The sequence below is a fragment of the Polaribacter litoreus genome, from assembly GCF_054584775.1.
In genome coordinates this window covers 125053-131555 of sequence record NZ_JBTLRD010000013.1, presented here as the reverse complement: position 1 = coordinate 131555, position 6503 = coordinate 125053, and the positions used below count along the sequence as shown (strand labels likewise).

Genomic DNA, 6503 nt, shown 5'->3' with positions numbered 1-6503 from the left:
CGAGCGGAGCGATAGCGAAGTCGAGAAATCTATCAATATAAACCGTCAACAAAAAACAAACAACGAACAACAAGATTTCTCCACAAGGTTGGAATGACAGAGAGATCTCTCCATAAAGTCGAGATGACAAGGAGGTTCCTCCATTGCAGTCGGTATGACATTGCAGCCTGTCATTTCGAGCGGAGCGATAGCGAAGTCGAGAAATCTACCAACATAAACCATCAACGAACAACCAAAAACGAAAAACGAAATACCATCAGCCAACAACAAGATTCCTCCACAAGGTCGGAATGACAGAACAGATCTCTCCATAAAGTCGAGATGACAAGGAGATTCCTCCATTGCAGTCGGAATGACATTACCGCCTGTCATTTCGAGCGGAGCGATAGCGAAGTCGAGAAATCTACCAACATAAACCGTCAACAAAAAACAAACAACGAACAACAAGATTCCTCCACAAGGTCGGAATGACAGAACAGATCTCTCCATAAAGTCGAGATGACAAGGAGGTTCCTCCATTGCAGTCGGAATGACATTGCAGTCTGTCATTTCGAGCGGAGCGATAGCGAAGTCGAGAAATCTACCAACATAAACCATCAACGAACAACCAAAAACAAAAAACAAACAACGAAAAAACAACTACAAATGCCTGCTCCCTTCTTTATACACTTCCACACCAACTTTCAGCATTTTTTTTAGTTTACGAGAAGGTTGGTAATTGATGGTAAATTTTTTGATATTTTTTTTAGGACTTAAAGCTTCCGGACTTGCAGCTGCCACACATTGGAAACCCATTTTAAATTTCCCCACATCTCCCATATCTATAGCATAACCATCTTGCAGATAAAAATTCATTTTTATACCCAAAGCGTATAGCACTGCTTGCACATCTACTTGGTGCAAACTACACTCGTTACTAATATCGGCACTTAATTTATCTAAATCTATGGTGCCTCTGCTAATGGCCTGTAAAATATATTGTGAAGTATTGTTTTGAATGCTGTTATTTCTTTTGGTAATTCTGTACTGTAATGCCATTTTTTTGTATATTGTAAAAGATTCATAAATAAGGGGTTAAAACGCTACTAAATGTCCCTTGGGTAAATATACTACAATATTTATCAAAAAATACTAGAACTTTTATATAAATATACTAGAACTTTTGAGTAAAAATACTAGTACTTTTTGCCAAAAGTAACTATACTTTGTGCCAAAACTAAGGTAACTTTGTACCAAAAGTTAATGAAGTTTTTGTTGTTGCGTCTTGATGCAATACCAACGGCCTCTTGATGCATGTTGCATTGCCTCTTGATGCAAGTTGCAAGAGAACCTAAATGACATAAAACCTTACTACACATGCACATAATTTGTAAGTGATATGACATGGTGTAAATAAAACAAGAGGTACAAGAGACGTATTTTATTTTTTTAGACTTACCTTGGTTAGTAGGCTGCTTTTTCTTACATTTATTTCTTTATCTTTTTTGGGTAAAAATTGCTAAACTATATCCATTTTTGCATAACACTAATAATTGTTTTTAGCTAATAATAAATGCACGTACAAGTAGACATATTAGAAAATGAGATTTTAGAAAAATACCCACAGGTATTGGATATTCTTTTGCGAGATCAAACGACTCAAAAAAACATTATTTGGGCAACTAGTAATTATAAGCATCTTGGAGAATTATATTTAGAAAGCAAACAGATTAAATCCGAACTAATTACAGGTATTAACGGTAATGTTATCATGCCAAGGGTTCAAAAAGACCAAATATTACAACAATCTAGAGTTAAGAATATGGCTGAAGTCTTCACGCCATCTTGGATTTGTAATGCTCAAAACAACTTGATAGACAATGCTTGGTTTGAACGCAAAAATGTATTTAATAAAGAAATACCAAATCAAAAAAAATGGATAACGAATCAAGAAAGAGTTGAGTTTCCTAAAGATAAATCTTGGAAAGACTATGTAAATGATACAAGACTAGAAATTTCTTGCGGTGAAGCACCTTACATAACAAGTCGTTATGATACAACAACAGGGAAATTTATAGAAATTGAAAATAGAATTGGTTTACTTGATAGAAAACTAAGAATAATAAATGAAAATGTCGATCAACCAAACGAATGGCTTGAGGCAACCAAAACAGCTTATAAAAATACTTATGCTTATGAATGGCAAGGGGATAGTTTATTATTGGCTAGGGAGTCAATGCTATTTACATTCATAGAAAATTATAAATATAAATTTAAAAAAGAACCTTTACTTAAATCAATACAAAATATAGCAGAGATAATTTCTTGGAATGTTTGGCAAATGGATGGATTAAAAGGCGTCATTCCTTTTTCTTGTGGTGAAATAAAAACTACAACAGTTAACCTATTTGGAGAAGAAGAAACCGATAATTCATTTTGCAAAGGCTGTCTTAATAGTAAGATTTTCGAACATAATGGAATTTATTGTTTTATTATGGATTGGTCAAGCACAGATTTAAAAGATAAAAAAATAAGGTTTATAGACCTACTTCAAGATAAACATCAATCAATCAATGGCAAATAATAATCAGCTCGACATACAACTTTTAGAAGATATAATTATCGGAAGAGTTGAGCCTCATATCTATGCTTTTACAACAGAAACGGTTCCTAATTATTTAAAAGTTGGTGATACTTACAGGCCTGTTGAACAAAGACTTAACGAATGGAGAAAACATTTTCCAGAACTTGAAAAAAAGTATCAAAAAGTCGCTAAAGCTGACGAAGAAACATTTTTCAGAGACTTTGCTATTCATCAGTATTTAGAATATGAACTTAAAAAATTAAGACTAGTACAAGGCGATTTAGATTCCACCACATATTATTCAAACGAATTTTTTAAAGATACTAAACTCAGTGACATTGATGACGCAATAACAGATATTGTAGATGCTCACAAAAACAATGAACCCAAGTATAAATTTTACAAATTCGATGGTAGTTTATTACCAGAAACACATACCTACGCTAGAAATCAAGAATACGAGCCAAGGCCTAATCAAAAACAGACCATTAAGCGATTTAGAGAAGCCATTGATAATGGTAGAACTAATCTCTTAATGTATGCAGTAATGCGTTTTGGTAAGTCGTTTACCTCTATGTGTTGTGCGGTTGAAATGAACGCAAAATTTGTTCTCATTGTTTCTGCAAAAGCTGATGTGAAAAATGAATGGAAGAAAACGGTTGAAAGTCACGTCAAATTTGATGGATTTAACTTTTTAGATAGTAATTCACTTTTAGAAAGCGAAACAATCATAAAAGATAAATTAGAAGCTAACGAAAAAGTTGCCTTATTTCTTACACTGCAAGACTTACAAGGAGATGACATAAAAAACAAACATAAGGAAGTATTTGAAAATCAAATTGACCTTTTGCTGATAGATGAAACTCATTTTGGTGCAAGAGCTTTAGAATATGGAAAGGTTTTAAAAGAGTTAAATAGTAAAAAAGAACTTAAAAGCGAAACCAAACTTAATGATGAATCTTTAGACGAATTAGAAGAAACAACTAAGACAATTAACTCAAAAATTCGAATCCATTTATCGGGCACACCATATCGTATCTTGATGAACAGTGAATTTACAACTGATGATATTATTGCCTTTTATCAATTTACTAATATAGCTGATGACCAACAAAAATGGGATAATGAATTTTTAACAAAAGACGACACAAAAGAATGGGAAAACCCTTACTATGGTTTTCCTCAAATGATTCGATTTGCTTTCAACCCAAACGAATCATCTAGACAAAAAATGGAAGAACTGAAAAAAATGGGTGTTACTTATGCTTTTTCAGAGTTATTCAAACCAAAATCCATTCTAAAAGACACCAAAACCGAGTTACATAAAAAATTCGTTCACGAGCAAGAAATTGTTGACTTGCTCAATGTTATAGATGGCAAAAAAAATGATGACAATTTATTGAGCTTTCTAGATTATGACAAACTTAAAGAAGGCAAAATGTGTCGTCATATGGTTTGTGTTCTTCCCTATCGTGCTTCTTGTGACGCATTTGAAAACTTAATTAAATCTAATGAGTTTAAAAACCTTAGTTCGTATGAGGTAATTAATATTTCTGGAGTTGAAAATGAAAAGATTTTCAAAGACACACAATCCGTAAAATCAAAAATTAAAAAATGTGAAAGTGAAAACAAGAAAACAATTACTTTAACAGTAAACAGAATGCTTACAGGTAGCACAGTTCCACAATGGGATACTATGTTATATTTAAAAGATACTGCTTCGCCTCAAGAATACGACCAAGCTATTTTTAGACTTCAAAGTCAATTTATAAAGACCTACAAAGAACCTAATGGAGATTCTGTTAAATACAATATGAAGCCTCAAACCTTGTTGGTTGACTTTAATCCAAACAGAATGTTCCAAATGCAGGAACATAAATCACAAATTTATAATGTAAATGTAGAATCTAATGGAAACTTAAGATTAGGTGAAAGAATAGAAAAAGAACTACAAGTTTCACCAATTATAGTAATTAATAACAAAAAAATGGTTCAAGTTGAACCAATAGATATTTTAAATGCAGTTCGTCAATATTCAAGTGAAAGAAGTGTATTGGATGAAGCTACGTCAATTTCAATAGATTATTCCTTATTGGAAATTGAAGCAATTAAATCTGTTATAGAAAAACAAGGTGGCTTAAAATCAAGACAAGGTTTAGAAATTGAACCGACTGATGACGAAGGAGATGACCTAGATACAGGCAACAAACCAGATGCAGATGATAAACCTGATAAAAGAGATAAACAAACAGATTCTGAAAAAGATGATAAAGTAGATTACAAAGGAAAGTTTGCAATGTACTATGCAAGGCTACTTTTCTTTTCATTCTTGACAGATTCTAGAGTCAAGTCACTTGAAGAAATTATCAAGTCTATTAATGATGACCTAAACAATCTGAGAATAGCAACACACTTGAACTTAGAAACAGAAGTGCTTGTTTTGTTTCAACAACACTTAAATCCTTTTGTTTTAAGCGAGTTAGATTATAAAATTCAAAATATCAATTCATTAGCAAATGATAGCACTATTTCACCAATAGAAAGAGCAAGTAACGCGATGAAAAAATTTAGTCGCTTATCTGTATCTGAGATTGTTACCCCTGAAATAGTTACTGATATGATGATTAATTCGTTGCCAGAAGATGCTATACAAAATGAAACCAAAATATTAGATATTGCAGCAAAACAAGGAGAATTTGTATATGCTATTTACAAAAAGTTTGGTAAAAAAATAGCTAATAATGTTTTTTCAATTCCTACATCAAAAGTTGCTTATGAATTTACGAGAAAAGTTTACAAACTTCTAGAAATAGATCTTGGCAATATAGAATCAGATTATACATCTTATGACTTAATTGAAGCAAATGACTTCATTGAAGATGATAGTCTAAAAATAAATAATAATAGTATGAAATTTGATGCGATAGTTGGTAATCCACCATATCAAGAAAGTGATGGTGGTGCTCAAGCCAGTGCTAAGCCTATTTATCACCATTTTGTAAACATTGCAAAAAAACTTAAACCTACATATATTTCTATGATTATGCCAACACGCTGGTATGCTGGTGGTAGAGGTTTAAATGATTTTAGAGAGCAAATGTTGAACGATACTAAAATTTCAGAATTACACGATTTTCTAAAACCAGATGTGATATTTCATAACATCAACCTTAGAGGTGGTATCTGCTATTTATTATGGGATAGTCAACACGATAATTCAAAAGATTTAACCAAAGTATATACTTACAACGAGAATTTAAAACCAAAAATTAATTTGAGAAGTCTAAAAACTAAAGGCTCAGATATATTAATACGACATAATAGGGCGATTGAAATCACAGAAAAAATAAAATTAAATGACGAATTTACATCTTTTGAAAATTATATATCTTCATTGAGGCCTTTTGGGTTTAGAGGTTATTTCACAAAAGATAAAAAATTTAGAAGTTCTAATAAAGGATTAAAAAGCCCAATTATCTGTTATGGGAAAGGTAAGCAAATAGGTTATTTAGAAAGGGACGAAATAACTAAAAATGAAGACTGGATTAGTGAATATAAAGTTTTAACAGCGAGAGCTAACAATATTGGTACAGAGTTGAATGATGACAACTTAAACACTTTTATTGGTAAGCCAAATACAATATGTACGGAATCCTATATAGTTGTTGGAATTGGATTGAAACTAGATGAAAGTTCTGCTTCTAATCTGTGTAAATATTTTAAAACTAAATTTGCTAGATTTCAACATAGTATTGGTAAAGCTGGTCAAGATGCTACATCAAAAACTTACAAATTTATTCCAGTTCAAGATTTTACATCTAAATCGGACATTAACTGGACTAAATCCGTTGAGCAAATTGACCAACAACTTTACAAAAAGTATAAATTGAGTAATGAAGAAATTGAATTTATTGAAAAAATGATAAAACCGATGTAAGCC

The 6503-nt window shown here is 31.8% G+C and carries 3 protein-coding genes; 2 read left to right on the top strand and 1 reads right to left on the bottom strand.

The annotated features are described in order from the left end of the window. Positions 1 to 639: 639 nt before the first annotated feature. Positions 640 to 1038, bottom strand: coding sequence for an HU family DNA-binding protein (locus ACW9UN_RS12810; RefSeq protein ID WP_459486692.1), 399 nt, complete (start codon positions 1036 to 1038; stop codon positions 640 to 642). A 514-nt stretch (positions 1039 to 1552) separates the two neighbouring features. On the opposite strand from ACW9UN_RS12810, the gene ACW9UN_RS12805 reads away from it, so the two are divergent. Both ACW9UN_RS12805 and ACW9UN_RS12800 read left to right on the top strand, forming a co-directional pair. Next, positions 1553 to 2563: a restriction endonuclease subunit M gene (locus ACW9UN_RS12805; protein ID WP_459486691.1), complete on the top strand. Its 1011-nt coding sequence runs from the start codon at positions 1553 to 1555 to the stop codon at positions 2561 to 2563. Continuing rightward, complete coding sequence (locus tag ACW9UN_RS12800; protein WP_459486690.1) at positions 2553 to 6500, top strand: Eco57I restriction-modification methylase domain-containing protein; 3948 nt, start codon at positions 2553 to 2555, stop codon at positions 6498 to 6500. The genes ACW9UN_RS12805 and ACW9UN_RS12800 overlap by 11 nt, the downstream gene beginning before the upstream one ends. Positions 6501 to 6503 lie beyond the last annotated feature (3 nt).